This window comes from Gottfriedia endophytica (genome assembly GCF_017814275.1).
GTDB lineage: Bacteria > Bacillota > Bacilli > Bacillales > Bacillaceae_G > Gottfriedia > Gottfriedia endophytica.
The window spans coordinates 295205-319275 of the sequence record NZ_JAGIYQ010000001.1; the positions used below are offsets into that span (position 1 = coordinate 295205).

A 24071-nucleotide genomic window follows, 5' to 3' on the forward strand; every position below is an offset into this window, starting at 1 on the left:
GACTTACAAATACCATGCCCGATCCTAATGGAAATTCTCTTGGATATTGGCATCTACACTTACCTTTTTCACAGGAATATATAGCCTCTATTAAAACCCAAAACTGGATAAGAAGAAAAGTAATTCAATTATTAATTGATAGAGTTAACGTTTTAATACAACTGAAAACCAAAGATCAATCAGATTTCAGAATTTATAGTGTAATATATCTTCCTAATTTATTTGATTCTCAACTTGTTTTAATACCCGATAATAAGTTTTTTGAAGGTTTTTTTGACAGAAATACTGTAGGTCAAAAATGGATTCCATTAGATATTAATAGAGATATTATTGAGGAATGGAAACTTGAATTACCAACTGGATTAATGGTTAAAGGATATAAAGAAATTATTATTGATGAGGATTATAGTTACCAAGGTGAGATTTGGTTTATAGGTGAGTTGGAATAAGAAAATATTATTTCTTATGCTATTTTACCTCTAAGGCAAAGGCATAAAAGGCGTCTCCGTTTGAAGTATGTTCTTTCTTTTTATCCATCCACCGTACTGAATATGCATAATAATATAACCCTTTATTTGAAGGTGCTTTAAAATGATTCTTTTCTATTGCGACTTTAATTTCCTTATTATTGTTAATTTGAGTTAAATGGATCTCATTTGGTTTAGGATTATAATTCATCATTACAGTTATATCTTCTCCAGGTTTTACTTCAATAGGTTTTTTTCCTTTTAATAGTTCTACTGGTCCAGCAGTATCAACGCATTCCCCTTTACCTTTTGAACTCCAACAATAAGTCCCAAGCTTCGTTTCATAAGTTTGCCCACCGATCTGAATCATAGTTTTCGGAGGCTTATCCCCTTTCATACCATCATTTGAAGAACAACTCGTAAGATTAATAAAGAGAAAAAGTACAGTCAAGGTTAACCATTTATTCATTTAATAACTCCCCTCAATTTAAAATCCTTATATTCAGCACAACTTGTCTACTTATAGCTATTCAATTAAAAAGGTTAATAATCCTTTCTAGTTGAACTATCCTGCCATTTGTTGAATAAGAAAAAGCGATCTTCTAATGAAGTATCGCATGCGTTTGTTGAACAAGAATAATTTAAGAACTATACAGTTTAAAAATAGATAAGTATTCAAAAATAGATAATTGTTTTACATATTTAAACTATGATTTGGAGAGATTAATTTACGGATATTATCTAAGTAAACTAAAAATCCTTATTCATTAGAACTTGCTTTTTATATTTTTTTACTTTATAGTTAACCACATGGTTAACTATAATAAGAATAATCTTGATCAAGTATTTTCAGTATTATCAGATCCAACTCGTAGAGCCATCATTCAAGAGTTATCGAAAGGAGAGAAAACTGTAAAAAGGTTAGCAGAACCTTTTGATATGTCTTTACCTGCTTTTACAAAGCACTTAAAGGTTTTAGAAAAAGCTGAATTAGTTTCTTTTAGGAAAGTCGGAAGATTTAAGTATTATTATCTACATTCAAATGCATTATCAGAAGCAACAATTTGGCTAAATGACTTAAAGTCATTATGGGAGCATCAGTTATCGAGTTTGGAGAAATTTTTATTATCTGAAGATGATGGAGGTAACAAAAGTGATCACAATGAATAATCCACAAAATTTTACTCTAAAACTAAATCATGTTTATCCAGTTAAAAGTGAAAAAGTTTTTGCTGCATGGACTAAACCAGACCTATTAGAAAAATGGTGGGGACCACAAGGTTATACAACTAAAATCGTTGAGATGAATTTAGAAGTAAACGGAAGTTACAAATTTAATATGCGTTCTGCAAATGGCGTTGAGCATATAGTTTACGGACATTATGTAGAAATCATACCGAATGAAAAATTAGTATTTACTTGGCAATGGGAGCAGCAAACTGAGTTTCCACTTACAAATGTAACAGTAGAATTCATTGAGCACGATGGCAATACAGAAGTAATTGTCACTCATAAAGACTTACCAAATGAAGAAGAGGCTAAAAATCATTCAAATGGTTGGACAAGTTTCTTAAAAGAAAAATTGACAAGTTTTTTCCACTAAATTTATTAAAACAACAATATAAAACAATAAAAGAAAAGAGGAAATAATAATGACAAATATGCCACACCAAATTACAATTAATGCAACACCTCAAAAAGTTTTTGAAGCTATTACAACTACAGAAGGAATCAAAGGTTGGTGGTCAACTGATGCAAAGGCTGAACCACATTTAGGTAGTACGACAGAAGTTGCTTTTTATAATCGTCAGGCTATCTTTCAATTAAAAGTAACTCAGTTTGAACCGGGGAAATTAGTAGAATGGTTAGCTCTCCATGATATGCCTGCATGGAAAGGAACAACAATTCAATTCGATTTAAGTGTTAATGAAAACGGGGCAACCGTTTTAAATTTCAATCATTCTGGATTCGCTTCAATGGAAGGTCCTTATGCAATGATTAATACAACATGGGGTTCACTAATGTATATTCTAAAACAATATGTAGAAGGTAAAAATCCAGAAGTATGGCACAAGGCTTAGTTATCAAATGATAGACGTTTTAACTGAAATAATAATAGATTGTCCGAAAGAGCTTGTTGCTGAATATGCAGCTAATCCTGACAATGCTCCTGAATGGTATGTAAATATAGATTCAGCAATATGGCAAACTGAAAAACCATTAAAAATCGGTTCTCAAATTGAATTCAAAGCAAAGTTTTTAGGGAAAGAACTTCGATATGTATACGAAATTGTTGAATTAATACCTAAACAAAAATTAGTCATGAAAACAGCAAATGGACCTTTCCCAATGGAAACCACTTATACATGGGAATCTATTCAAAATAATTCTACACTTATGACTCTTGAGAACAAAGGAAATCCAACTGGTTTTTCCAAATTTATTACTCCGTTCATGTCTTTGATGATGAAAAAAGCTAATATGAAAGATCTTAAATCCATAAAAAATATTTTAGAAGACAAAAAGAAAAATAAGAATATATAAGTATTAATAATAAAGGATTTCACATGTTCAAAAAATGTGAGATCCTTTTTATATTCATCATTAATTTATAGTCAAATAACAAAATACAAAAAATTGTTTTTTTCTAATTGAACTAACGGATGCGTTAGTTGTATTAGAAACAATGCTTTTCCTCAATTGAAGTAGGTCCATTTTAGCTTTATTAAAAAGAAATTTTCTCTAATGTTCAATAACAATTTCTCCTTCACCAGTTGGTGCTTCAAAACCATTAAGGTAGGATGTTAAAATTTCTTCTGTTATAGTGAAAGCAGCATTTGCATCAAATCGTTGACTTCGTATCTCAAGTCGTTTACGTAAATCATTAGTATGAACTTTCAAATAAATAAGTTTCCACTTACCACCAGCCTCTTCAATAAGCTGTTTATATTTCTCCCTTCTTGAACGTTGCCAAAAACTGAAGTCAACAACCACCTGTTGTTTATTCTGAATTAACTTTACCAGTTGATTCCGCAATTTTCTTTCTGCATCTTGCTTGTATTCCTCATACTTTTCAACTGGAAAATCAATACCAAAACGACCATTAGTAGCCCAAATTTCTTCATCAATTGAAAGACGTACAAAGCCTTCTTTTTCTAATTGTTGTGCAAATGTAGTTTTTCCCGAACCTGCTACACCACACATCATTACTACTAAAGGGGTTAAATTATCCCGTTCCCGATAAATTAGGTCAACTAAATTAAATTTTTCAAACATCAGTATACTCCCCCCAATTCTTCAGCTGTAAACGAATTCCAAAATAATCCTATTATAAACTATTAATTGTTTTATTGGCTTATTCAACAAACCAGCCAAATAGTTAAATAGGTGCCGATGATCGGCTCCCAGGTGTTATTGAACTAACGCATGCGTTAGTTCAATAAGAACTCTCTCAAAGACTATGCTTTTGTATAAAAACTCCTTGTTCACATATGTTATTAATGGAGGTGTAGGAATGAAAAAAATATTTCTAGTTTCAATCTTAACAATTTTCATCAGTATATCTGCCTTTTGGGGTGTAACAAACGCAAGTAATAGTCAAAAAATGGATGTTTCATCGCTGGAATTTTCATCGTTAGAAAAAGTAAATAATCAATTATACGGAAACTTTGTACTAGATCTTTATCGTAAAGAAATAATGAACCATATCGAAAATTATTATAAAAACAAAAATGAAAAAGTCCAAGGCTATGCTGCTCCAGAAGATGAAAAGTATGTTTCTATACGAGCAACAAGAAATTTAAAAAGTTTAGAAGACAAATTTAGTTATGTATTAAAAATTACAATACGACCAGTGGATCAAGATGGAAACATCCGTGGTTTGGACACATTATTTTTAGCTGTTGAACCATCAAGGGTAAACATGACTAATCTTCCTAAAGGTCTTACAAAAACGAAGTTATTAAAATATGAGCATAAAGAAGTAGTAAAATAATAGTATTAGTGGTTAAGTATTTTAAGTTACATAAGGAATTCTAAAGACATTAAAAAAGGATCTCTACGGAAGATCCTTTTGCTGTTTATTCAACTATCGCATGCGTTAGTTGCATAAAGGTTCATATAAATCGAAATTATTAATCTCTTACATTAATCATATTGATGTGGAACATATCGTTTAAAACTCACTGACTTCACATCATATCCATTGCCATTCCAATCGTAAGTAAGTTTCAAACTGCCAATTAAACCTCCAATGGTGATTAAAATGGGAGCATCTGCAATGATTTTATGCTTCAACACAGAATAATTGACTTGATCGATACCTATAAAAACCTCAGTAGAAGAAGGTTTTACGGTAGTATAGTGAAACGATTTGACGTTAATTTTAACCTTTTTTTGTTTCGTGGTAATGGTCACAATATCCCCTTTTTTCTCCATCCTCACAAGTCGCTTGATCGCGTCATTCACTGGTTCAACAGGTACCTCTTTATAAACTTGATATGGGTCCAATTCATGCTGCAGGACATGAATTGGATCTTTAAAGTTATCTAATACAATGATGACATCCATGAATTTATTACCGTCTAAATCATCTCTGAAAAGATGAGTATCATATTTTCCACTTTCCCATTTCGGAAAATGATATAATAATTCACCTTTGTCACCAATCTGAACAGTAAAATTTCGAAATGTCATCCAATCGATTTTATCCGCCATCAAATAGACATTCTCATACCATCTATCAGTCTGAATACTATTAAGGACCACACGTTCAACTGCGTGAACATTCCTATGAGACCATGAGAAAGCTGTGAAAAAAATGATAAGAACAATGAACAATCGATTTCTCATTCAGACACCGCCTTTTACTATAAGGTGTCCTGTTAGGATACATAAATACGTTTTTCTGCCATAAAAAAGGTTCTTCCAGTGAAATGCACCCCAATTGTTAGACACAACTAACAATTGGAGGTGCATTTTTTGTGACCAAAATTTCTTTGAATCAAAAATTAACGGCCATTCAAAAATATCTTGATGGCCAAGGTTCATATTCTTTAATCGGAAAATCTATTGGTGTTCGAAAGAAAATCGTACAAACTTGGGTAGCTTTCTATAATGAATATGGCGTAGATGGATTAATTTCTACGTATACAAAGTACCCGATAGAGCTTAAAATGGACGTATTAAAATATATGAACGACACAGGGGCCTCTGTTCTAGAAACAGCTGTAAAGTTTAGAATTTCATCTCCAAGTTCAATTGAAATGTGGAGAAAAAAATTTGAAGAACATGGTATAGATGCCCTTTATCCAAAGAAAAAGGGGCGTCCACCAATGAAGAAACAAAAAAAGAATACATATATTCCTGGATCTCAAGAGGCATTACAAGCAGAGAATGAGCGTTTACGTGCGGAGAATGCTTATTTAAAAAAGTTACACGCCTTAATTCAAGAAAAAGAAAAATCACAAACCAAATCAAAGCACAAATCATAAGTGAATTAAGGTCTAATTTTAGTTTATCAGTTCTACTTGAAGTAACTGATATTCCTCGTGCTACTTACTACTACTGGGTTAAAAATATGAAACAACCAGACAAATATAGTCAAATAAAAGAAATGATTACTAAGATATATCGTTTACATAAACGACGTTATGGTTACCGTCGTATTACCTTGGAATTACATAAAAGAGGTTATCAAATAAATCATAAAGCAGTACTTCGATTGATGAATGAACTTGGCTTGAAAGCTACTGTACGAGCAAAGAAATATCGTTCGTATCAAGGGAAAGTAGGGAAAATTGCACCTAATATTCTTGAAAGAAATTTTACAGCTTCCAATCCAAATGAGAAGTGGGTAACTGATATTACAGAATTCCAAATGTATGGGGAAAAGCTATATCTTTCTCCGATATTAGACCTATATAACGGAGAAATTATAGCTTATAGCATTAACAAGCGTCCTGTTTTTCAATTAGTTTACAAAATGTTAAAACAGGGATTGAGCTGCTTAAATGATGGAGATAAGCCAATTCTTCATTCGGATCAAGGCTGGCACTATCAAATGAGACAGTATCGAGAGATACTAAAACAAAATAACATTAAACAAAGTATGTCTCGTAAAGGGAATTGTTTAGATAACGCAGTCATCGAAAACTTCTTTGGCTTATTAAAGTCTGAATTACTATATAATGAGGAATTTAGCAGTATGGATCAGTTTATTGAGAAATTACATGAATATATTCACTATTACAATCATGAGCGTATTAAGATAAAACTAAAAGGATTGTCCCCTGTTCAATACAGAGTCCAATCCTCTTTAGCTGCATAAAAACTATTTGTCTAACTTTTTGGGTTCACTTCACAGAGAAGAACCTTTTCTTTAAAATCCTTATTCAATTAACGCATGCGATAGTTCAACAAGACTTGAGGATGATCGAATAACGATTATCCTCTAAATTGATTTTTTTATTAATGAGTAGATTAATTTAAATAAATGATATACTTTATGGCTGAATCAATATTTTCTTACCATTTATTACTTGGTAGATACTTAGATTTTTAGTTGCTTTAAAATCCACATAATACCAGAAGTTTATATTATTTACTTTAACTTGTGTAGCATCATTACTGCCAACAATTATTTTCTCTTGAGGATCACTAACTGTACCAAAGTATAAGTATGGTTTAGTATCTGAAGAAATTGCCCAATTTTTATTTAATGTAGCTGGTCCAATCTCAACACTACTAGCTATTTTCCACTTATTACCACTTTTTTTGAAGTATGAAAGATTGAATCCTCTTGTTTCCTTGTTAAGGTAAATAGAAATTTTTCCATTATTTAACTTAGTTTCATACATTTTAGTCTCATTCTCATTACTTTTTAAATCAAAATTTAAGGTACAACCAGTTAGTAGTAATAAAAAAAATAGTGCAATAAAGAATTTTTTCAACAATTTCACCCTCTTTTAATGGAGATAACAATAGCTCTGGTTGTTTAATTATTACTTCTAATAAACTAACGCATACGTCATTTGCATTTTAGGAATAAATTGTTCCAATTTTATATTAGAACTCCATCCATGTCCTATTTAGTAGTCACTCCAGAGTTAGATTCATCTTAATATATTATTCTTCTCTATTATGAATATTCCTTTAAAATACTTATTCAACTATCCTGCCAGTTAGTACAATAAATGACTACCCATCAGTCCATCTCTGTTTAACTAACATCCCAGTTAGTAAAAATCATAATAATTTTATGTTAGGCAAAAATAATCCATAAACGTATAAAGGAGGATTATTTAGTGCGAAAATATTTTTTTATTTTTATTTTATCTGTTTTCTTTATTAGCCTATCCCCTGATAATCCACAAGCAAAAGAAAATAAACTAAGCGAGGAACAACTTATTAGGAGTGCTTTGGTCATCACTCTCTTACCTCATATAAAAGAAAAGATTAGTGAATATCTTAAAGATTTTAAAACATACGGAACTTATGGTATGAGTTTTGGTGCAATGGACACAGAAATTCTAAGTATAAAGAATCAGAATCCTAATGAGCCATTTACTTATGAAACAGAAATTGAAATTAGTACATTTGAACACGCACACAATCCACCCTATTTCAAAATAACAATTACATTGGATTTCCAATACTCCGAATACAAAATAACTAACTTTAAAATTGAGGGGGATGATACCTTTAAAGAAATTGAAGCATTTTACAATGAAACCCTTTCAGATATACAACAATCATTCAATTTACAATTAACAGATTACACACACTATAACCCTAACGAACTTAAAGATTTAGAATATATTCAGCTAAATCAAATTGTAACAAACATTGAAAAAACAATACTTGCACCAGATGCAAGAAAGACACACCCTTTTAAAAATGTGGTTGCCCCAATTACTTTTTTAAAGGGAAGCAAAGGATATATCCTATTTAAAAAAGGCGATGGTACAAATGTGGTATATATTATTGAGAAAGAAAATGGTATATGGGCAGTAATAGATAAAAAACAAAAGAAAGGTAAGAAAATGGAAACTAAATTACTCTGGTATTATTAAGGCTGAACAGTAACTGGTTCAACTTTTCTTATTTCACTATCCCGCCCTTATGTTGAATAAGAAAAAGCGATCTTCAATTCAACTATCGCATGCGATAGTTGAACTATATAAATAAATCTAATCATAAACATGAATTAATAACTTTGAAGGCGAGTGATCCTATGGAAAATATAATATGGATTAACGGTAGCTACAAAGAAGATAATTATATTTTCGAAACATATCGACAAGCAGAAATGTGGGCGGATGCATTATATCCTGATTTTGGACTATATTTATATTCTAATACAAATGTAGGATACGCTACACCTGATGAAAAGGTAATAAAATGTTTAGCCGAACTTTTACCCGAATGGATAAATTACAATAAAACGAATGGTAGTATTTGTTTAAGTGAAGAAAAAATAAATGGAAAAATCATATATAAAATATGGATAAAAAAGTAGCCCAACCTTGTTAAACTAACGCATGCGTTAGTTGAACATGTAATTAAAAATTTATCGTCTTTTTTGGTAAAACCTTCGAATCTTTTATTAGAGATGCAACGTTCTTTCCTTTGTTAAATCTTACATTATTAAGCCAATAGATAAATGCTTCTTCATTAAAACTAACACCCCAGCATTCTGTACCGTCTTCTTCTACACCAAAAGAAGTCCAGTAAGGGTGATTGTTTTTTCTATCATATAACCATGTATCAAAATCTCTTTGTAATTGTCGAATGTTTCTTCCAACTTTTGCAGGACATCTAATATAAACTGTATCTTCTTCGTAAGTAAATTCAATTTTAACTATCAATTTTAATTTCTCCTATCTGTTGGGTCTTTCGAGTAAATTATATCATTTCCGTTTTAATTATACTGTTAGAAAGAAAAACAGGAGCCTATGACGGCTCCAAAGACTTATTCAACTATTGCATGCGTTAGTTACATAAGGAACATTCATTTTTGATTTTCTTGGTCGTAAATGTAATTCATAAATTGATCATGTAATTCGATATTACTTTTTACAGATTCATTGGTATTCTTATTTATTAATTCAACATCAAATGACAAATCACCATAGCCATCGAACATTTCCATTATTCTATAAATAACAGTTTCTATAGTTTCATTTTGCACTTTCTTAAATGCAGAAATCTCTTCATCAGTGACTAACTTTTGTTTTAGTAACATATACTCATTGTTTAATGAACTATCCCTACTTTAGTAAGTTTTTTATAGATTTTGACTATTTTACTCGTTGAAACATCGGATGACTTTCTTTAAATTGAAGTAAATCCCATAAGTTTCCATATAAATCTTTGAATACAGCAACAATACCATATGATTGTTCTTCTGGTTCTCTAACGAATTCAATTCCTTTTGCTATCATATCATTATAGTCTCTCCAAAAGTCATCTGTACCAAGGAATAGAAAAACTCTTCCTCCTGCTTGATTTCCAATAAAAGATATTTGTTCTGGTTTTGAAGACCTTGCAAGTAATATTGTAGTTCCAGACGAGTTAGGTGGTGATATTACTACCCAGCGTTTATCTTGATCTGGTTGATATGTATCTTCAATTAACGTAAAATGAAGTTTTTTTGTGTAAAACTCAATGGCTTCATCATAATCTTTAACAACCAAAGCAATATGTACAACAGATTGTATCATTTTATTACCCCTTCTTTCTTGGTATAATATAAAGCCTTACGCCATAAATTATTATAATGTTCATCTTTACAGAGTTTTTCAGATAAATTATACCATTAATGTTGACTTATCTAACTATTCATTTTTTGAATTTTCTTATTTCTCCAAACTGCCTAATAGTGCAATAAAAAAGGCTCCCAAAAGCAGCATATTTTTGTTCGACTATCGCATGCGTTAGTTGCATAAGATTTCTATAATCGCTATTTGCTATTTAGCATCTCATCAATTAACTTTATCAAAGTGTCGTTTTTGGAACTTAAAATTTTATATTTTTTCTTACTATTCATTTCATCTACGACTACATATCCTTTATTATTAATAACAATTGAATAATTGCTCGAATTATGAACTATTACAATATCAAACGCGTTTGTTTGACTTTGTATATTCGTCTCACCAAAAACTCTTTGATACTTGGTCATCTCTAACAAATTTATGAAATAATCCACTTCTTTTTCTTTAATTTCAATATTTTTAATCTCAGCATCTTTCTTTTCATCAAACCGCACAATGAAAGCTATCTTTTCTACATTTTCCAATTCAGGAAATACGTTATTTGCACTTAAAGGGCGAAAATAATATATTGTACCAATAATTACTATGATACAAAGAAGAAATATTATGTTCTGTATAAAATTATTTTTCTTGGTCATTTTCCTCACCCCTTATGATATCAATGACAAAGAATGCCCCTAATGTTCCTTTTATTACCTTTATTATATTCCATTTAATTCCAATAAGTCCTTTGCTTATTGAACTATACTGCCAGTTAGTTTAATAAGAAAATCAACATTATACTTTAACAGGGCTTAAAAAAAGCATTTATTTAAAAAGCGCTTTTAAACTAAATCGGTGATAATCAATAGAGTCCGTTCTTTTTCGGCGGACGAACTGTCAAACCCGTTTTCCCATAGGAGTGTCATAAATTCTCATTAATCAAACAATCTAAGGAACAACAATTATATAAATCAGGGCCTCCCAAAAACGTAAAAGGCATCCAAGATTAAATCTTTTGGATGCCTCTCTTTATTGATCTTTTTCATCTATAAACATTTTTCCTTTTCTAATACTACAATAAGCAATGTGTTTTGAATCATGATACCCATGTTTTTTCAATTCTGCTAATAACCATTCTTCATCTTTCTGATATTGCTTTAAATTATCATTTTGAATAATGCCATCTAATATTAAAGGAAAAGTTAAGTCCGATTGTTCATTTTGATTTTGTGAAGGTTTCTGAAAAATTGATAACTTACCATTTGTTTCTAATATCGCATATTGGACATCTCTTACATCTCCAATATTATTTTCATGTAGTTGTAATAGTAAGTCATCAAATGTGTAGCGCTGTTTTTTCATTTCTTTATCTAGAACTTTCCCATTATGAATTAGAAAAACAGGCTTCCCGTCTAAAATTTTTCGAAATCTAACACTTTTTAATGATATAAATGAAAATAAAATTTGAATTAAAACTATCACGATCATTGGATAAGTTACTTCATGTATTGGAATTTTGTGATTTTCAATACCAATCGCAGCAATTTCAGTTAACAAAATAAAAACAACTAAATCTAACAGACTAAGTTCTCCAATTTCCCTTTTTCCCATTATTCGAAAGAAAATAGCAATAGAAATGTATACAGTAACAGTTCGAATGGTCATATGTATATAATCCATTCATCTTCCCCCAATCGTTCAATTCACATAACAATAGTATCTGTATTTACTAATAAACTATTCTAAATTTTTTTCTAATGAATATGCTTGTATTAGTAGTGTACAAGGGGGGGAGAGCATAATGAAAAAAACAGCCATTGCAGTTTCATATGGTGTTTTAACCATATTATTATTAATCTTATCACTTAGTCTCATTCTATCTTTTCTTTTAAAAGTAACATCTCTAACTGAATCTAGTGTAGATTTAATTGCACTAATTTTATCGTTTATCGTTATGTTTATTGGTGGATTTATAACTGGTGCAAAAGGTAAAACAAAGGGTTGGTTACTAGGACTGTTAACAAGCGTTCTCTATAGCTTTGTCGTTTTCTTAGTTCAGTACCTTGGTTATTCTAAACCATTTAGCAATCATCAAATGTTTTATCATCTGATATTCCTTGGAGTTTGTGTTATTGGCTCTATTTTCGGAGTTAACGCTAGCTCACAAAAATAAATTGAAATAATCCTTATTATTCCGTCTCCAACTAACTTCTTTCTTAGTATCCTGCTTTAACAAAACCTTAAAACCAATCTTTTAGAAAGGCTGTTTTCATTTACATTGTTGCTATTACAGAATGTGTAAGTTGATTGGAACGTAGGGACGCTCGCTTTCCTTGGGGCGTGAGCTGAGCCTCCTCGTCGCATACGCTCCTGTGGGGTCTCAGCCTTCCCGCATCTCCCACAGGAGCATGGGCATCCTTCCGTTCCAATAAACTTCTGTCATAAAGTTTGCAAAAACTAAAGCAACAATCTTTTAAAAAAGAGCCTTTAGAAAAGATCCATTAACTAAATTAAAAAGGTATTGAGAATTCTAAGCTCTCAATACCTTTTTTGTATTTATAACAACTATACCGGGTCTTATTTAAATTTCCCCATAAGTGATTGTAGTTCGTCTGCTATTCCTACTAAATGGTTTGTTAAAACATGAATTTCTTCCATTGAGACTAATTGTTCTTGAATAGCTGCATTTACTTGATACGTATTTTTTGCTGATAATTTCGCTATCTCTGCTATTTCAGCTACAGATGCAGTTACTTCTTCAGAACCAGCAGACATTTCTTCAGCAGTCGCTGACATTTCATGAATTTGCTCTGTAACTCTTTCCATATCATGTAAAATTTCAACAAAATGTTCTCTCGTTTTCAGAACATCTTGTACCCCTTCTTTTACCTCAGATTTTACAAGATTGATTGATCTAACTGAAGAATCAGTTTCTACTTGCATTGCCTTTACTAATTCTCCAATTTGGTCCGCTGCATGTTTCGATTGATCGGCTAATTTTCTCACTTCACCTGCTACAACAGCAAATCCTTTACCCTGTTCTCCTGCTCTCGCAGCTTCAATTGCAGCATTTAACGATAACAGGTTTGTTTGCTCAGATATTTCTTTAATTAATATTAAGAAATTATCTATTCCTTTAGAGTGTTGAATCAAATTTTTTATAGTATCATCGGTCGTATTTACTACTTCTTCAATTTTATTAATTTGTCTTACTGTTTTTTCAATTGACTGTCCACCATCTTTTGCCTTATCGATTGTATGATTCGCTAATTCAGCAATTAAGTTCGAGGTTTCGGCTACTCTAACAATTCCAGTTGTATTTTCCTCTAATGCGCTTGCACTGTTTTCTACTGAGTTGACTTGTTGGTCTGATCCGCTTGCTACTTCCTGAATAGCCTGTGTTATCTCATAATTCTTTTTAGCTGTTTCATCTGCATTATTAGCCAATTTCTCTGATGATGAAACGACTAGATTTGTCGTTTCTGATACTTTCCCTAAAATTTCTTGCATAGTAGAAACCATTTGTTTAAATTGAATGAATAAGATTCCAATTTCATCAGAAGATTTAATTGAATTCGTTCTAAGGCTTTCTTCGGCCAGACTAATATTCCCTGAAGCTATTAATTCAGCCTTTTCGGTTAAAATTTTTAATGGTTTTAGTCTATATCTTATGTATATTGAAAGAGCAATAATTCCACATAACATACTAAGTATTAAAATTATGATTAGTGTCGGACCTGTCTTCATCTCAACAACATGTGAAACTCCATTTACATATTTCGCATCTGCATCAACACCTAATATGCCAATAACATTCCCTTCAGTATCCTTAATCGGAACAAAAGATGAAAGATAATCTCCGTACTTTTTATCATGAATAATATCCGAACTAACTGATTTCCCACTTTGAACATCTTTAATATAGTTTATAGGCGTAGCTGTAAGCTCCCCAATTGGAGATGCCTCTGCATTTTTTGGTTGTCCATCAATTAATATGGACGGTTTTATTGAGTCACTACCTTGCATCGTGTAAACATATAAGGCACCATTTTTTATTCGATAGTCATTTAGCTGTTTTCTAATTTGCCAATAAACTTCACTTTCCGTTTTATTTTGTAAAAAGCTTTGATACAGGCTTTTATCAATTTTTGACGCAATTCTTTTAGCTGTTTGAACATTTATTTCTTTCATCGTTTCTTGACTAGACTTTGAAATGTTATCGTACAAAAAAACGATGGATATGACTGTTAGCAGTATCATAATTAGTGAAGAAAATAAAACAATTTTGACAGATAAGCTTGATTTCTTTTGATTACGCACCAAATCACCTTCAGAATTATTTTTAATCATCCCTTATATCGGACTATTTAAAAATCATTAAGTAGGTAATTTTTTCTATTTTTAAATAATATCGAAAATGCAGAAAACAAAATAACCTGGATCATAGACTTGCTAAGCTTGTCTACAATCCAGGTTAATTTCATTCAAAATGAATTAAATTAAACGATTATTTTGCTTCTGCTTCATTTTTTGTTTTTGATTCACGAATTGCATTACGATCAAAAACAAGTTTTGAACCATCAGTTGATTTTAAAGTAAATGTTCCTTGTTCTTCGTTTACTGAATCAATGATTCCATGGAAACCACCAATTGTAACAACTTGATCACCCTTTTTAAGCGAAGATTGCATTGATGCAGTCGCTTTTTGACGTTTTTGTTGTGGGCGTATTAATAAAAAGTAGAAAATCACAACCATTAATACTAATGGTAATAAATTCATCAATCCTGACATTTCTTATACATCCTTCCAAATTAGAAATTTTTAGCGTTCGGTTTGTTAAAACCATATTGTTCAAAGAACTCTTCGCGGAAATCACCTAATCGATCTTCACGAATTGCTTGACGAACACCTTCCATTAATTTTAACAGAAAATGCAAGTTATGGTAAGTAGTTAAACGAATTCCGAATGTTTCATCACAACGAATTAAGTGACGTATATATGCTCGAGTATAGTTTTTACATGTATAGCAATCACAATTTGGATCAAGCGGAGTATAATCATCTGCATATTTTGCATTTTTAACAACTAAACGTCCTTCACTTGTCATACATGTACCATTTCGTGCGATACGTGATGGTAATACACAGTCAAACATATCTACTCCACGAATTGCTCCGTCAATTAATGAATCCGGCGAACCAACACCCATTAAATAACGAGGCTTATCAGCTGGTAAAAAAGGTGTTGTAAATTCTAGTACTCGGTTCATAACATCTTTTGGTTCACCAACAGATAATCCCCCAATTGCATAACCTGGGAAATCCATAGATACTAAATCACGTGCACTTTGTTTACGTAACTCCTCATATTCTCCACCTTGCACAATCCCAAATAAACCTTGGTCTTCAGGACGCTGATGAGCTTTTAGACAACGTTCAGCCCAACGACTTGTACGCTCAACCGAACGTTTCATATAATCGTATTCTGCTGGATATGGAGGACATTCATCAAATGCCATCATAATATCAGAACCTAGAGCATTTTGAATCTCCATTGCTTTTTCAGGTGAAAGGAATAGTTTATCTCCATTTAAGTGATTTCGGAAATGAACTCCCTCTTCCTCAATTTTGCGGAATTCACTTAAACTAAATACTTGGAAGCCTCCAGAGTCCGTTAAGATTGCACGATCCCAATTCATAAATTTGTGTAAGCCACCAGCTTTTTTGACAATCTCATGACCAGGACGTAACCATAAATGATACGTATTACTTAAAATGATTCCTGCACCCATTGCTTTTAAGTCTTCAGGTGACATCGTTTTTACCGTTGCTAGTGTTCCGACTGGCATAAACGTAGGTGTTTCAAATGAGCCGTGTGGCGTATGAACAATTCCTAAACGAGCTCCTGTTTGTTTACAAGTTTTTATGTGTTCGTAGCGTATTGCTGTCATTCTTTTAGTCCTTTCATTTCACTAAATTAGTAGCATCGCATCTCCAAAACTAAAGAAACGATATCTTTCTGTTACAGCTTCTTCGTATGCTTTTAAAACATTTTCTCTACCAGCAAGCGAACTAATTAACATGATCAATGTTGATTTAGGTAAATGGAAGTTAGTAATCATCCCATCAATCCCTTTAAATTCATACCCAGGATAGATGAAGATAGACGTCCAACCACTGCTCCCTATGAATTTACCATCATTTGCTGAAGCAATTGTTTCCACCGTACGTGTAGATGTTGTCCCAACTGTTATTATACGTCCTCCAGCTGCCTTTACAGTATTTAACAGCTGTGCTGTCTCATCAGACATATAGTAATATTCAGAGTGCATATCATGTTCTTCAATTTTATCTACACTTACTGGACGGAATGTACCTAGTCCAACATGTAATGTAATAAACGCTAGCTTTACACCTTTTTGCTTCACTTTCTCTAATAGTTTTTCAGTAAAATGAAGGCCTGCTGTAGGTGCTGCTGCTGAACCAATTTCTTTCGCAAAGACAGTTTGGTAACGATCCTTATCATCCAGCTTCTCTTTAATATAAGGAGGTAAAGGCATTTCACCAAGTTGATCAAGAATTTCATAAAAAATCCCATCATAATGAAACTTTAGCTTTCTGCCTCCCTGTTCGCCAATTCCAACACACTCAGCCTTTAATCGACCATCTCCAAAAGAGATGACTGAGCCAATCTTCACTCTTTTAGCAGGTTTAACAAGCGTTTCCCACTCATCTTTTTCTTCTTGTTTCAGTAGAAGTACTTCGATTTGTGCTCCTGTATCTTCTTTTTCTCCAAAAAGACGCGCTGGCATAACCTTTGTTTCATTTAAAACTAAACAATCACCAGGTTGTAAGTAGTCAAGAATGTCTGGAAAGTGCTTATGCTCTACTTCTCCAGTTTTTTTATTTAATACCATAAGTCTTGATGCTTCACGGTCTAGTAGAGGTGTTTGTGCTATCAATTCTTCTGGTAAATGAAAATCAAATAAATTTAAATCCACATTGTTCACCTATTTCTGTGTTTACAATTTTTGTTTTGGCTGTTTTCGTACATATTGTTGCTATTTTAGTATGTGTAAGTTGATTTCCATTCCAGGATGCTCGCTTTCCTAGGGGCGTGAGCTGAGCCTCCTCGTCGCATACGCTCCTGTGGGGTCTCAGCCTTCCCGCATTTCCCACAGGAGTCGAGCAACCTTCCATTCCAATCAACTTCTGTCTTAAAAGTTACAATACCTAAAAGCAACTATTCTTTTAAAAAGAGCTTTTAGAAAATAGCCTTTTTTAAGTAGTTTACTTTTTTACTGTCTAGCTCCAACGAATATCCCCTCGGTCATTTCACAACAAGCAAGTCGTTTCCGCTTTTCTATTTTCCTCTTCCAAAAAACGAAAATAGTAACGATAGGATAATGCTAATAATGATGCATGTTACGATTGGGAAGTAGAAAGTGAAGTTTCCTTTTTTGATCAGGATGTCCCCAGGTAATTTTCCTATTAATTTTAATAGAATACCGATTATAAGTAAAATAGCACCTAATGTGATGAGGATCTTAGAAAGATCCATCATGTGTTTGGTACTTCTAGTTTAAAATGTTTATATGTTAAATCTGTTACAATACGTCCTCTTGGTGTTCGTTGGATAAACCCTATTTGTAATAAATATGGCTCATATACATCCTCAATTGTTTGTGATTCTTCCCCAATTGAAGCTGCAATTGTATCAATCCCAACAGGACCTCCACGAAAGCGTTCAATGATTGCTAATAAAAGTTTATGATCTATGTGGTCTAATCCAACTTCATCTACTTGCATTGCAATTAATGAGCTTTGTGCAATTTCAAAATCAATAAATCCGTTTCCATTAACTTGTGCAAAATCTCTTACTCGGCGAAGTAAGCGGTTTGCTATACGAGGTGTTCCTCTTGAACGCCTTGCTATTTCTAATGCTGCTGACTTTTCAATTCCCATCTCAAACAGTTCAGCTGTTCGAGTGACAATTAGAGCTAACTGTTCTACCGTATAAAACTCTAATCGATTCAATACTCCAAAACGATCCCTTAACGGTGCAGATAATAGCCCTGCTCTCGTTGTAGCTCCGATTAATGTAAATGGAGGTAGGTCAATACGAACTGAACGAGCAGTTGCATCTTTTCCAATTACAATATCAAAAAAGAAATCTTCCATTGCTGGATATAAAACTTCCTCGATTGTTCTTGGAAGACGATGAATTTCATCAATAAATAGCACATCACCCGGTTGAAGAGATGTTAAGATGGCAGCTAAATCTCCTGGTCTTTCAATAGCAGGACCAGAAGTTGTTTTAAAGCCAACCCCTAACTCATTTGCTATGATCGCAGCAAGAGTTGTTTTCCCTAAACCTGGAGGCCCATAAAGAAGAACATGATCTAATGATTCATTTCGCATTTTTGCAGCTTCAATAAATACTTGCAAGTTCTTTTTAACTTTATCTTGCCCAATATATTCTCTTAATGATTGTGGTCGCAGGGATAGTTCACTATCAAATTCTTCCCCATGACTCTCACTTGAAAGAATTCGGTCATCCATTCTACTCACCTCTTAGCCTGCAAAAGTAATTGAAGAGCTTTTTTAATATACTCATCTGTAGATAATTGCTCTGCCTGTAGAGTAGGAATAATTTTCTTTACTTCTTTCTCTGCATATCCTAGTGCTTGCAGTGCCTCAAGCGCATCTTCTAAAGACGCTTTTGATGTATCTTTTTGTTCTAATGCATCCAGATCTGTAAATAAATCAACTTGCACAGCTCCAAATACTTTCTCTAGCTTTCCTTTTAAATCTAAAATCATTTGCCTTGCTGTTTTTTTTCCTACTCCAGGGAATTTGGTTAAAAATACTTCATCTTCTTCTTCAATCGCACGTACAACCTTATTTGGTTCTCCTGTCGCAACGATTGCTAAAGCACCTTTTGGACCAATTCCAGACACATTCAGTAGTTTCTGAAAAAGCAGTCTTTCATCAAACGTTTTAAATCCATATAACATCATTATATCTTCACGCACATACAAATGCGTATATACTTTTACTTGTTCTTGAGATGGTCTAAATACAAAAGGATTTGGGGTGTAAATTTGATAGCCCAATCCATTATGATTTATAACAACATACTCAGGGCCAACCCAATCAACTTGTCCAATAATATATTCGTACACAGCGCTCTCCCCTTTTTCCGTAGATACCATTTTACCATAACTATAAGAAGGAAAAAAACTGCTTCATATCGAAAACATTAATTTCTCAACTAAATATATCCATTAAGGAGAAACTACTATGTACATATTTCCAACTTTAGAAACAGAGCGTTTGATTCTACGTGAAATCACAGCAACAGACTTAAATAGTTTATTTGAATTTTTGTCTCGAGAAGATGTGACTCGATATTATGGAATGGACGCTTTGACAAACTCAAGCCAGGTTCTTGATTTAATTAATTTGTTTAAGGAAAATTTCCAAGCACAAAGAGGATTCAGGTGGGGAATTGCTTTAAAAGAAAATGGCAAATTAATTGGAACATGTGGATTTAATGTCTTCGCCCCTAAAAATAACCGTACTGAAATTGGTTACGAACTACATCCGGATTATTGGCGAAAAGGTTATGTAAAAGAAGCTATTTCAACAATTATCACTTATGGTTTTGAAAAGCTTAATTTAAATCGTATTGGTGCAATTGTTTACCCTGAAAATATCGCATCTATTTCACTATTAACAAATTTAGGGTTTTCTAAGGAAGGAATATTGAGAAAATATATCGTCCAAGGAAACACTGCACATGATACTTTTGTTTTATCAATCTTAAAAGAAGAATGGCAAATGAAAGAGGACGTGTAAATACATGTCCTCTAGTTTTTTAAAGCATATTGTTTTAAGTCATGTAAAATTTTTTCATAATGTTTTTTTGTTTTGACACGAATTCCTCTCTTTAATTGATTTTGCCTGTAAACCTCTAATTTAGTTGTATCAATTTGAAAGAACGAATCAATTATATTATTTGATTTTGGAAATCCAATGTACAAATTTAACATTCCGTCATTTGAAATCCCTATATATCCATGCGATTTTAGACTTGGTGAAAGATCATCAAATTTTTTTAATAATACAATTTCATTCTTATTTTCTTCAACAACTTGCCAATCAGAAAATTGTTTTTTTACATCTGCATTTGTTTTATGTTGATTTAAATAAATTTCTTCTAAAACTTCACCATTAACATAGACCCGATGAAGAATTACTGTCAATTTCTGTATCGTAGACACTGAATATTGTTCATTATTCTTTGTATGTTTAGTAGTAGAAAAAACTTTTCCATCATTAGCAAAAAAGAGTACTAATAAAACACTCAATATAGACGCTATGCGAATATACATACTCATCACCTCAAAAGGAGAATAGTTGTTTACTAGTACTATTCTGACCATTCAAAACCCAATTATCCATTTTTATAAAAATTAAGCTGCTTTCTTATACTGTTTAACAGTGAGTTTAGTTTGTTTTAACTAAACCTTTTTAAAAACAACAAATCTTTTTGACTATTTTAGAATGTTTTAGTTGATTACAACTCCAGGTTGCTCCCTTTCCGTGGGGCGTGAGCTGAGCCTCCTTGTCGCTATCGCTCCTGCGGGGTCTCAGCCTTCCCGCTATTCCCACAGGAGTCTCGCACCTTCCGCCCGAATCAACTTCTGTCTTTAAAGTTAAATCTAAAAGCAACAATCTTTTAGAAAAGAGCCATATTTTTTGAAAAGGCTCTGCTAAATTAAAATGTTGATTTTTGAACTAAAAAAAAGACTGCCTAATTAGACAGCCTTTAGACCTTATGTAATTAATGCATGCGTTAGTTGAATAACTTTTGAAATATGAAAATTATATTCATTTAGAGAAGATATCTTTTTTTTCAAGTAATGCGATTAGTACAAATCCAATAACAATAACAGAATAAGATATCACAGTGATAATCCCTATCGCCAGTCCTTTCCAACGACCCACACCAAAAATGCTGTACAATAAAATAATTAAGTGTATTGAAGAAATGGATATAAAAACTCTCCTTAAAGTTTTACTGCTAGACAAAAAATTTATAAGAAACATTAAAAATGCCATTATAAGTATTAAAAGTATTAATATCATTTTATTCACCACCTAAAAAGTAAAATAATATGAATTTAAACTCTTACTATTTATTCCATAAGTCATTCAAATATTCCTTTACTTATTAAACTATACTGCCCTTTAGTTGAATAAGAAAATCAATAATATGCTTAAACAGAGCCTTTGAAAAAAATCAAACAAAAAGTGGGAGTAACCTTAATATTTCGTCTGACTTTAGAACAAAAAAACGACATATAGCGTTTTATGCTACATGCCGTTTTAATAATTATGCTTCTACACTCGCTGGAGTATTTTGATCCATTCCACTTCCGTATTTCTTTTTGAAAATCATTGTAAAATATCCTAATGTTAAAAGGCTAAAGAATACGAAAAAGCCTAATAGTATATACACATTTTGCCACATAAAGCTGTAATCTCCTGATGAAATTACTGCTTTAAATGCTTGAATTGTATAGGTCATTGGTAGTTTACCATAAAAATATTGTAAGAATGTTGGAAGTGTTTCAAGTGGGTACGTACCTGCACTTGTTGTCAATTGTAGAACTAAAACAATAACAGCTAATAGTTTTCCAGCATCCCCAAATACAGTTGCTAAAAACTGAACTAGCGCCATAAATGTAAGAACTGAAACAAAACTAATTAAAAAGTAATACGGTAATGATTTTACTTCTAAATCAAATGCAAATAATAATAAAATACTTGCTAAAACTGCTTGAATTATTCCGACTCCTATTAATATTCCTGTTTTACTTGCAAACCAGCTAAAAGCATTTTTAGGACGTGATAAAGGATCACGGAATGGGTAAACATTTGAAAGTAGAAGACCCCCTAGATACAATGCCATTGAAAGGAAGTATGGCGTAAATCCTGTTCCATAGTTTGGAACTTTGTTTACACTTTCCTTTTTCAAGTTTACTGGTTTTGAATACATATCCAGTTGTTTATTGTTTGCTTTTGCATCTTTTGTTTCATCTTTTGCTTCTTTCATATTTGTTGCTAATTTATGTGTTCCATCTTTAATTTTGCCTAATCCATCATTCAGTTGAGTAGAACCATTTGCTAATTGGTCTACACCATTTGTTAAAGCAGGTGTATTCGCATTTAACTGACCTACTCCACCAGAAAGCTGATTCATTCCATCTACTAATTTTGATGAATTACTACTTAATTGATTTGCACCACTATTAAGTTGATTAATGCCAGACACTAATGCTGGTGTGTTATCATAAAGTTTTTTCGTTCCATTAGCTAAAGCCGTGCTACCTTCAGCTAGTTGTTTTCCACCAGTATTTGCTTCACCTAGTTTTTGGCCAAATTGTGTTAATCCATTTGTTACTTTCGTTTGCCCATCAACTAATTTATTTACTCCTGCTGCAAGTTCATCACTTTTTTCATTTAAAGTAGTTGCACCAGTTGCGACTTGATTACCACCTTGGCTTAGTTGACCAGCTGCAGATGATAACCCATCGACTCCAGATGCGACTTGTTGACTACCTGAAACAAGTGCATCAAGCTTAGCTTTATATGCAGCCTGTTGATCTTTCGGTAAAGAAGAAAGTAAAGGAGCTACTGCTTTTTCAAATTCTGATAATCCATTTGCAACTTGTTCTGCTCCTGTTTTGGCATCATTTGCTTTCTTTTGCCATTCATTTAGATTTGTTGATAATTTATTTGCTCCATCAGCTAACTGCACGGTACCAGCTTTTAATTGAGGAAGGTTTCCATTTAAAGAATTCAATCCTCCTAATACTTGCTTAGATCCATCAACTAATTGGCCATTAGCTGTATATAATTGACCTAAACCATTTGATAGAGTATTCATACCAGTATTTAACTGAGATGCTCCGGAATTCAAGTCACTTATCCCTTTTGAAAGTGGACCTACTCCACTATAAAGTTGATTAATCCCGTTAGATAATTGACCAACACCATTTGTGTATGCTACTAAACCATCTTTTTCTTTTTGTGAGCCTTCATCTAGTTTGCTCACACCTTCTTTTAATTCAATTGACTTACTAGCTAATGTTTTAAGTCCATCTGTAAGCTTTTGTGATCCATCTTTAGCATCACCTACACCATTATCAATTGCAGTTGAACCATCGCTAGCTTTTCCGATTCCATCAGTCATTTTACCGATGTTTTCATAGATCGTTTTAACATAGTTTCGTGTAATATTTTGAGCAACTTCTTCTTTAATTTTTTCAGATGCCGAATTCCCTATTTGAGATGATATAAAGTTATATCCTTCGTTTGGAATATACTCCATTGTTAAATGTTTAGGACTTTTATCAGTAACAGTTGTAACATTTTCTGAAAAGTCTTTTGGAATACGAACAGCCATGTAATAGTCTTGTTTTTTCAAGCCTTTCATGGCTTTCTCATTACTAACAAATTTCCATTTGAAATTGTCATCTTTTTTTAGGTTATCAACTAGTTCTTTCCCTACATTTACCGACTTTCCATCAACTGTTGCACCTTCATCTAAATTTACAACTGCTACTGGCAAATCGTTTAACTTATCGTACGGATTCCAAAAAGCCCATAAAAACATTCCACTGTACATTAATGGTACAAGCAATACAGCAATTATTGGAATTAAAAGCTTTTTGTCTCTTACTATATGGCTAAATTCTTTTCCAAATTGTGAAAACACTTATCTCTCTCCTTCTTATATTGAATAACTGACCAAATTACCCATTTGGTCAAATT

General features: G+C 32.4%; 29 protein-coding genes. 11 read left to right on the forward strand and 18 right to left on the reverse strand.

Going from position 1 to position 24071, the window contains the following annotated elements; translation table 11 throughout:
• The first annotated feature begins 14 nt into the window (after positions 1–14).
• Positions 15–449 (forward strand): DUF3916 domain-containing protein, encoded by a 435-nt coding sequence (locus J5Y03_RS01410; RefSeq protein WP_209401652.1) that lies wholly within the window; start codon positions 15–17, stop codon positions 447–449.
• Between the two features lie 19 nt (positions 450–468).
• On the opposite strand, the gene J5Y03_RS01415 is transcribed toward J5Y03_RS01410, so the two are convergent.
• Positions 469–936, reverse strand: a complete 468-nt coding sequence (locus J5Y03_RS01415) for a hypothetical protein (RefSeq protein ID WP_209401653.1) — start codon at positions 934–936, stop codon at positions 469–471.
• 341 nt (positions 937–1277) lie between these two features.
• On the opposite strand from J5Y03_RS01415, the gene J5Y03_RS01420 reads away from it, so the two are divergent.
• The 4 genes from J5Y03_RS01420 to J5Y03_RS01435 are packed head-to-tail and all read left to right on the forward strand — an operon-like array spanning position 1278 to position 3011.
• Positions 1278–1637, forward strand: a complete 360-nt coding sequence (locus J5Y03_RS01420; protein ID WP_209401654.1) for an ArsR/SmtB family transcription factor — start codon at positions 1278–1280, stop codon at positions 1635–1637.
• The gene (locus tag J5Y03_RS01425) at positions 1630–2070 is read left to right on the forward strand and encodes an SRPBCC family protein (RefSeq protein ID WP_245208701.1); all 441 of its coding nucleotides are present in this window, start codon (positions 1630–1632) and stop codon (positions 2068–2070) included. The genes J5Y03_RS01420 and J5Y03_RS01425 overlap by 8 nt, the downstream gene beginning before the upstream one ends.
• A gap of 49 nt (positions 2071–2119) precedes the next feature.
• On the forward strand, positions 2120–2548 hold the full coding sequence (locus tag J5Y03_RS01430; protein WP_209401656.1) for an SRPBCC family protein: 429 nt from the start codon (positions 2120–2122) through the stop codon (positions 2546–2548).
• A 7-nt stretch (positions 2549–2555) separates the two neighbouring features.
• Positions 2556–3011 (forward strand): SRPBCC family protein, encoded by a 456-nt coding sequence (locus J5Y03_RS01435; RefSeq protein WP_209401657.1) that lies wholly within the window; start codon positions 2556–2558, stop codon positions 3009–3011.
• Positions 3012–3209: 198 nt separating this feature from the next.
• Here the strand turns inward: J5Y03_RS01435 and J5Y03_RS01440 are convergent, their stop codons facing one another.
• The gene (locus tag J5Y03_RS01440) at positions 3210–3743 is read right to left on the reverse strand and encodes an AAA family ATPase (RefSeq protein WP_209401658.1); all 534 of its coding nucleotides are present in this window, start codon (positions 3741–3743) and stop codon (positions 3210–3212) included.
• A gap of 238 nt (positions 3744–3981) precedes the next feature.
• On the opposite strand from J5Y03_RS01440, the gene J5Y03_RS01445 reads away from it, so the two are divergent.
• Complete coding sequence (locus tag J5Y03_RS01445; protein ID WP_209401659.1) at positions 3982–4461, forward strand: hypothetical protein; 480 nt, start codon at positions 3982–3984, stop codon at positions 4459–4461.
• A gap of 152 nt (positions 4462–4613) precedes the next feature.
• Here J5Y03_RS01445 and J5Y03_RS01450 read toward each other — a convergent pair whose 3' ends face one another.
• Positions 4614–5318 (reverse strand): hypothetical protein, encoded by a 705-nt coding sequence (locus J5Y03_RS01450; protein WP_209401660.1) that lies wholly within the window; start codon positions 5316–5318, stop codon positions 4614–4616.
• A gap of 131 nt (positions 5319–5449) precedes the next feature.
• On the opposite strand from J5Y03_RS01450, the gene J5Y03_RS01455 reads away from it, so the two are divergent.
• Positions 5450–6795 (forward strand): IS3 family transposase gene (locus J5Y03_RS01455; RefSeq protein ID WP_209401661.1). Its coding sequence is split into 2 segments (ribosomal slippage): positions 5450–5906 and positions 5906–6795, totalling 1347 coding nucleotides; the frame shifts between segments, so codons are not numbered across the junction.
• A gap of 175 nt (positions 6796–6970) precedes the next feature.
• On the opposite strand, the gene J5Y03_RS01460 is transcribed toward J5Y03_RS01455, so the two are convergent.
• Complete coding sequence (locus tag J5Y03_RS01460) at positions 6971–7417, reverse strand: lipoprotein (RefSeq protein WP_209401667.1); 447 nt, start codon at positions 7415–7417, stop codon at positions 6971–6973.
• A 354-nt stretch (positions 7418–7771) separates the two neighbouring features.
• On the opposite strand from J5Y03_RS01460, the gene J5Y03_RS01465 reads away from it, so the two are divergent.
• Together J5Y03_RS01465 and J5Y03_RS01470 are read left to right on the forward strand one after the other, a co-directional pair.
• Positions 7772–8539, forward strand: a complete 768-nt coding sequence (locus J5Y03_RS01465; protein WP_209401669.1) for a DUF3888 domain-containing protein — start codon at positions 7772–7774, stop codon at positions 8537–8539.
• Positions 8540–8700: 161 nt separating this feature from the next.
• Entirely contained in the window at positions 8701–8985 is a 285-nt protein-coding gene (locus tag J5Y03_RS01470; RefSeq protein ID WP_209401671.1) for a hypothetical protein, read from the forward strand.
• Between the two features lie 43 nt (positions 8986–9028).
• Here J5Y03_RS01470 and J5Y03_RS01475 read toward each other — a convergent pair whose 3' ends face one another.
• The 5 genes from J5Y03_RS01475 to J5Y03_RS01495 all read right to left on the reverse strand — a co-directional run bounded on the left by J5Y03_RS01475 (position 9029) and on the right by J5Y03_RS01495 (position 11905).
• Positions 9029–9334 (reverse strand): hypothetical protein, encoded by a 306-nt coding sequence (locus J5Y03_RS01475; protein ID WP_209401673.1) that lies wholly within the window; start codon positions 9332–9334, stop codon positions 9029–9031.
• A 143-nt stretch (positions 9335–9477) separates the two neighbouring features.
• A complete protein-coding gene (locus J5Y03_RS01480; protein ID WP_209401675.1) occupies positions 9478–9711 on the reverse strand; it encodes a hypothetical protein in 234 nt (77 codons plus the stop codon).
• A gap of 55 nt (positions 9712–9766) precedes the next feature.
• Complete coding sequence (locus J5Y03_RS01485; RefSeq protein ID WP_209401677.1) at positions 9767–10189, reverse strand: VOC family protein; 423 nt, start codon at positions 10187–10189, stop codon at positions 9767–9769.
• Positions 10190–10428: 239 nt separating this feature from the next.
• Positions 10429–10881, reverse strand: coding sequence for a hypothetical protein (locus J5Y03_RS01490; protein ID WP_209401679.1), 453 nt, complete (start codon positions 10879–10881; stop codon positions 10429–10431).
• 373 nt (positions 10882–11254) lie between these two features.
• A complete protein-coding gene (locus tag J5Y03_RS01495; RefSeq protein WP_209401681.1) occupies positions 11255–11905 on the reverse strand; it encodes a DUF421 domain-containing protein in 651 nt (216 codons plus the stop codon).
• A gap of 121 nt (positions 11906–12026) precedes the next feature.
• On the opposite strand from J5Y03_RS01495, the gene J5Y03_RS01500 reads away from it, so the two are divergent.
• The gene (locus tag J5Y03_RS01500) at positions 12027–12398 is read left to right on the forward strand and encodes a TIGR04086 family membrane protein (protein ID WP_209401683.1); all 372 of its coding nucleotides are present in this window, start codon (positions 12027–12029) and stop codon (positions 12396–12398) included.
• A 404-nt stretch (positions 12399–12802) separates the two neighbouring features.
• Here J5Y03_RS01500 and J5Y03_RS20065 read toward each other — a convergent pair whose 3' ends face one another.
• The 7 genes from J5Y03_RS20065 to ruvA all read right to left on the reverse strand — a co-directional run bounded on the left by J5Y03_RS20065 (position 12803) and on the right by ruvA (position 19411).
• Complete coding sequence (locus J5Y03_RS20065; protein WP_209401685.1) at positions 12803–14545, reverse strand: methyl-accepting chemotaxis protein; 1743 nt, start codon at positions 14543–14545, stop codon at positions 12803–12805.
• Positions 14546–14732: 187 nt separating this feature from the next.
• Positions 14733–15017: a preprotein translocase subunit YajC gene (gene yajC / locus J5Y03_RS01510; protein ID WP_209401687.1), complete on the reverse strand. Its 285-nt coding sequence runs from the start codon at positions 15015–15017 to the stop codon at positions 14733–14735.
• Positions 15018–15037: 20 nt separating this feature from the next.
• On the reverse strand, positions 15038–16177 hold the full coding sequence (gene tgt, locus J5Y03_RS01515) for a tRNA guanosine(34) transglycosylase Tgt (RefSeq protein ID WP_209401689.1): 1140 nt from the start codon (positions 16175–16177) through the stop codon (positions 15038–15040).
• Positions 16178–16198: 21 nt separating this feature from the next.
• On the reverse strand, positions 16199–17227 hold the full coding sequence (queA, locus tag J5Y03_RS01520; RefSeq protein ID WP_209401691.1) for a tRNA preQ1(34) S-adenosylmethionine ribosyltransferase-isomerase QueA: 1029 nt from the start codon (positions 17225–17227) through the stop codon (positions 16199–16201).
• Positions 17228–17589: 362 nt separating this feature from the next.
• Entirely contained in the window at positions 17590–17790 is a 201-nt protein-coding gene (locus J5Y03_RS01525; protein ID WP_209401693.1) for a DUF2905 domain-containing protein, read from the reverse strand.
• On the reverse strand, positions 17787–18788 hold the full coding sequence (gene ruvB / locus J5Y03_RS01530) for a Holliday junction branch migration DNA helicase RuvB (protein WP_209401695.1): 1002 nt from the start codon (positions 18786–18788) through the stop codon (positions 17787–17789). The genes J5Y03_RS01525 and ruvB overlap by 4 nt, the downstream gene beginning before the upstream one ends.
• A 5-nt stretch (positions 18789–18793) precedes the next feature.
• Positions 18794–19411 (reverse strand): Holliday junction branch migration protein RuvA, encoded by a 618-nt coding sequence (gene ruvA, locus J5Y03_RS01535; RefSeq protein WP_209401697.1) that lies wholly within the window; start codon positions 19409–19411, stop codon positions 18794–18796.
• Between the two features lie 118 nt (positions 19412–19529).
• On the opposite strand from ruvA, the gene J5Y03_RS01540 reads away from it, so the two are divergent.
• The gene (locus J5Y03_RS01540) at positions 19530–20087 is read left to right on the forward strand and encodes a GNAT family N-acetyltransferase (protein ID WP_245208685.1); all 558 of its coding nucleotides are present in this window, start codon (positions 19530–19532) and stop codon (positions 20085–20087) included.
• Positions 20088–20098: 11 nt separating this feature from the next.
• Here the strand turns inward: J5Y03_RS01540 and J5Y03_RS01545 are convergent, their stop codons facing one another.
• Together J5Y03_RS01545 and J5Y03_RS01555 are read right to left on the reverse strand one after the other, a co-directional pair.
• The gene (locus J5Y03_RS01545) at positions 20099–20623 is read right to left on the reverse strand and encodes a BofC C-terminal domain-containing protein (RefSeq protein ID WP_209401699.1); all 525 of its coding nucleotides are present in this window, start codon (positions 20621–20623) and stop codon (positions 20099–20101) included.
• Between the two features lie 1004 nt (positions 20624–21627).
• Positions 21628–24015: a YhgE/Pip family protein gene (locus J5Y03_RS01555; protein WP_209401709.1), complete on the reverse strand. Its 2388-nt coding sequence runs from the start codon at positions 24013–24015 to the stop codon at positions 21628–21630.
• Between the last annotated feature and the right edge of the window lie 56 nt (positions 24016–24071).

Bases quoted from the DNA above. Each gene is read 5' to 3' on its own strand.
- J5Y03_RS01410 (WP_209401652.1), top strand. From the start codon at position 15: ATGCCCGATCCTAATGGAAATTCTCTTGGATATTGGCATCTACACTTA.
- J5Y03_RS01415 (WP_209401653.1), bottom strand. From the start codon at position 936: ATGAATAAATGGTTAACCTTGACTGTACTTTTTCTCTTTATTAATCTT.
- J5Y03_RS01420 (WP_209401654.1), top strand. From the start codon at position 1,278: ATGGTTAACTATAATAAGAATAATCTTGATCAAGTATTTTCAGTATTA.
- J5Y03_RS01425 (WP_245208701.1), top strand. From the start codon at position 1,630: ATGAATAATCCACAAAATTTTACTCTAAAACTAAATCATGTTTATCCA.
- J5Y03_RS01430 (WP_209401656.1), top strand. From the start codon at position 2,120: ATGACAAATATGCCACACCAAATTACAATTAATGCAACACCTCAAAAA.
- J5Y03_RS01435 (WP_209401657.1), top strand. From the start codon at position 2,556: ATGATAGACGTTTTAACTGAAATAATAATAGATTGTCCGAAAGAGCTT.
- J5Y03_RS01440 (WP_209401658.1), bottom strand. From the start codon at position 3,743: ATGTTTGAAAAATTTAATTTAGTTGACCTAATTTATCGGGAACGGGAT.
- J5Y03_RS01445 (WP_209401659.1), top strand. From the start codon at position 3,982: ATGAAAAAAATATTTCTAGTTTCAATCTTAACAATTTTCATCAGTATA.
- J5Y03_RS01450 (WP_209401660.1), bottom strand. From the start codon at position 5,318: ATGAGAAATCGATTGTTCATTGTTCTTATCATTTTTTTCACAGCTTTC.
- J5Y03_RS01470 (WP_209401671.1), top strand. From the start codon at position 8,701: ATGGAAAATATAATATGGATTAACGGTAGCTACAAAGAAGATAATTAT.
- J5Y03_RS01480 (WP_209401675.1), bottom strand. From the start codon at position 9,711: ATGTTACTAAAACAAAAGTTAGTCACTGATGAAGAGATTTCTGCATTT.
- J5Y03_RS01485 (WP_209401677.1), bottom strand. From the start codon at position 10,189: ATGATACAATCTGTTGTACATATTGCTTTGGTTGTTAAAGATTATGAT.
- J5Y03_RS01490 (WP_209401679.1), bottom strand. From the start codon at position 10,881: ATGACCAAGAAAAATAATTTTATACAGAACATAATATTTCTTCTTTGT.
- J5Y03_RS01495 (WP_209401681.1), bottom strand. From the start codon at position 11,905: ATGGATTATATACATATGACCATTCGAACTGTTACTGTATACATTTCT.
- J5Y03_RS01500 (WP_209401683.1), top strand. From the start codon at position 12,027: ATGAAAAAAACAGCCATTGCAGTTTCATATGGTGTTTTAACCATATTA.
- yajC (WP_209401687.1), bottom strand. From the start codon at position 15,017: ATGTCAGGATTGATGAATTTATTACCATTAGTATTAATGGTTGTGATT.
- tgt (WP_209401689.1), bottom strand. From the start codon at position 16,177: ATGACAGCAATACGCTACGAACACATAAAAACTTGTAAACAAACAGGA.
- J5Y03_RS01525 (WP_209401693.1), bottom strand. From the start codon at position 17,790: ATGATGGATCTTTCTAAGATCCTCATCACATTAGGTGCTATTTTACTT.
- ruvB (WP_209401695.1), bottom strand. From the start codon at position 18,788: ATGGATGACCGAATTCTTTCAAGTGAGAGTCATGGGGAAGAATTTGAT.
- J5Y03_RS01540 (WP_245208685.1), top strand. From the start codon at position 19,530: ATGTACATATTTCCAACTTTAGAAACAGAGCGTTTGATTCTACGTGAA.
- J5Y03_RS01545 (WP_209401699.1), bottom strand. From the start codon at position 20,623: ATGTATATTCGCATAGCGTCTATATTGAGTGTTTTATTAGTACTCTTT.